A 2,852-nucleotide genomic window follows, 5' to 3' on the forward strand; every position below is an offset into this window, starting at 1 on the left:
TGTAGTAAATTCACGTTTATTTCTCGCAAGAAATTTTATATTTAACAGAAAATAATCGGTTCCGAAGTTCGCAACCTCGCCAAGCGCCGGAACGTGAGCTGATATGCTTTCAGAACAAAACTGACACAATGAAAATATCCGAAAAATCTAACAAAGAAATTATTGAACAACTGACCAAAATCGCAAATAATTTCGACTCTTCTAAAGAAAATTATCTCTTGTCTTATCCACATTTTTTGAATTATTTTAAAAATCTTCAAACTATAAATCTGGAGAATATAATCATTGGGATAAGTTTCACTTATTCTTGGATGCCAACAATTTTGAAGTCAATACAACTCGAAAAAACTGATGAAATTATTTCAATTTTAAACGCAGTAAAAAACGGACAGAAAATAAATGAAGAACAACTAGCAACTTTGAAAAGAGCCTTTAACAATTCGCTTGTTGGAACTTCAAAATTATTACATTTCATCAACCCAAAACAATATGCAATTTGGGACAGCCGAGTTTTTCGTTTTTTAAACAATGAAGAACCTCATAAATACAAACTTGAAAAACCTAAAACTTATATTGAATACATTAAGTTTATCGAAAACTTAAAAAATGAAACAACTTTTGAAGTGTTCTATAAACTGATGAAACAAAAAGTTGGTTATAAAATTACAGAATATAGAGCTTTAGAACTTGCATTTTTTAAAGGTGAATAATTATGGAATTAACTTATCGTGAACAAATCATTCAGACAATAAATAATTTAATTGAAGCAAGAGAAATAATCTTTGAACAAATTGTGAATCTTGCAATGTCAAATGAGTTCAGTCATTTAAAAGACGCATTTGACCAAGGCGATATTTATTCATTTTCCTTAAAACATTTTGAAGAAATGGAAGATGTAAATGTTCAAAAAATTGTGAAACTTTGTAGAAAAACGGAAGAAATAATTTTTACAATTATGGACTTAAACGGAATTAACGAAAACGAAGTGAACCTAAATGACGAATAAGCACATCTGCTAACAAGGGTTTGGCAATAGCGGGCGGAAAGTCATCAGTTCACGTTTTGTACTTCGATTAAAATTTGTATTTTAGTTGAAAGTTTCTGCTTCGGTTTGCCCGCCATCGCCAAGCCCCGAAACGTTGGTGGCAATTTTTCAGACCGACCGCTAACAGACGAAACACTGACAACTAATGAAAAAAAAAAATTGACACTTATTTTAGTATACTTTTCACTTATAAGTACGTTGTGTGATATGCTAAATCAACAGCTGTCCAAATTTGAAACGACAGAAAAACCAAATGAAAAAAATTATCCTTATCTTAATTCTTGCTATTTCAATGCAATCTTGTGGACAAGAAACTGATACTTATTGGAAATCAGAAAATGTTACAAAAATTGATAGCAAACCATTTTGGGGAATCACTTCGGCATATATGGATATGATTGCTGAAATGAGAATTCACCTTTCTACAAACAATGATTCTTTATATATCGATTATCCTTTTGAAAAGAAAATAAAAATATCTGAATTTCAATCTTTTACAAATTGCAGAATTCCTTCAACAGGACAACTTCTTGATAGCATCTATGATGTAAACATTACAAATAACGCTTTGAATATCAAATTCTATTACAACGGAACAGCAGATGAAGAAAAACGCTTTTCTCTCAACTTTGTAAATGTAGACAAAGTAACATTTCTTAAAGAAGTGAAAAACCTTAAAGAAGAAAAATCAAAAATTTTGCACAAAATAATTAACGTAGATTTATCGACTTTAGAAATCCCGAAAAAATCTGAATATCTATCTGAGCAAAGCAAATTACAACAACTAAACCCAATACAATTGGCAGAAGAATTAGTAGACAACAAAAATTCTTATCAAGTTATATTAAATACATTTTCTATCTCAAAAGATAAAAACCAATTAAACTATGCAAATAGAGGAATCGTAAATTCGGATAAATTAGGCAAAATAGTTGCCCACATTAATGATATAAATTTTAACACCATTCAGTATATCGAAAATGAGAAAACCAAAAGTATTGATGCTGTTTTCGTTTCAAAAAACAAAATGAATAATAACGAAATAATTGCTCTTTATAATTTTATTTCTAACAACACTACACCCAATAATATTGAACAATTTGGTTTGCCCAGACTTTATTCAGAAGGAGATTCTTTGGGCATCCACAACTTTTTAGCAATTACTTGGAAAACAAAAGACAAAGTTATAAAGTTAGCAATAGAAGATGTACCCGATAAATTATGGGATAAAGAGATTGATAACAATATCGCTTTGAAAGACAATTACACCACAAAAGATATAGATAAAGTTTTTAGACATTATCTCCCATTAATAGGAACATCAGAGATTAAATTATTCATTGTTTCAAATGATTTTGATTATATATTACATTTAAAAGAAAACAATCCAGGCTCTAAAAGTTGGGGGAATATGTATGATTATACATTTAAGTGGAGGTACTTAGACGAAATAGTAGAAAACGAATAAAAGTACAATAGTACAACAAGGGTTTGGTGGCAATTTTCCAACCGACCGCTAACAGACGAAACACTGACACCTAATGAAAATTTATTATCAAAGGAGTTACTTAATAAATCAATAAATTTTAAAATTAATCAAATAAGACTAACGCCAAAAGACCAAATGAAGACAAACCAAATAATATTATTATTAACTCGTAGTGCATTATCAAACTAATGCAATTTTAATATTATTCATTTTTCTATTAAATACTGATTATTCCGAACAAAGTACACCACTCATTCCGAGGCAAAGTACACCAGTTAATTTCATAAAAAACTTCCTAGACTTTCCACTGGATTCGTA

The 2,852-nt window shown here is 29.6% G+C and carries 3 protein-coding genes; all 3 read left to right on the forward strand.

What is annotated here, in order from left to right; translation table 11 throughout:
- The first annotated feature begins 128 nt into the window (after window positions 1–128).
- The 3 genes from F564_RS0117470 (at window position 129) to F564_RS0117480 (ending at window position 2,513) form a co-directional block, all read left to right on the forward strand.
- Window positions 129–710: a hypothetical protein gene (locus tag F564_RS0117470; protein ID WP_028123712.1), complete on the forward strand. Its 582-nt coding sequence runs from the start codon at window positions 129–131 to the stop codon at window positions 708–710.
- 2 nt (window positions 711–712) lie between these two features.
- Window positions 713–1,006 carry a hypothetical protein gene (locus F564_RS0117475; RefSeq protein WP_034981965.1) on the forward strand — a complete coding sequence of 98 codons (294 nt, stop codon included), beginning with the start codon at window positions 713–715 and terminating at the stop codon, window positions 1,004–1,006.
- 292 nt (window positions 1,007–1,298) lie between these two features.
- Window positions 1,299–2,513, forward strand: coding sequence for a hypothetical protein (locus F564_RS0117480; RefSeq protein WP_028123714.1), 1,215 nt, complete (start codon window positions 1,299–1,301; stop codon window positions 2,511–2,513).
- The last annotated feature ends 339 nt before the right edge of the window (window positions 2,514–2,852 follow it).

The organism is Epilithonimonas tenax DSM 16811, from assembly GCF_000428485.1.
In the GTDB taxonomy this organism is placed as follows: Bacteria; Bacteroidota; Bacteroidia; order Flavobacteriales; family Weeksellaceae; genus Epilithonimonas; species Epilithonimonas tenax.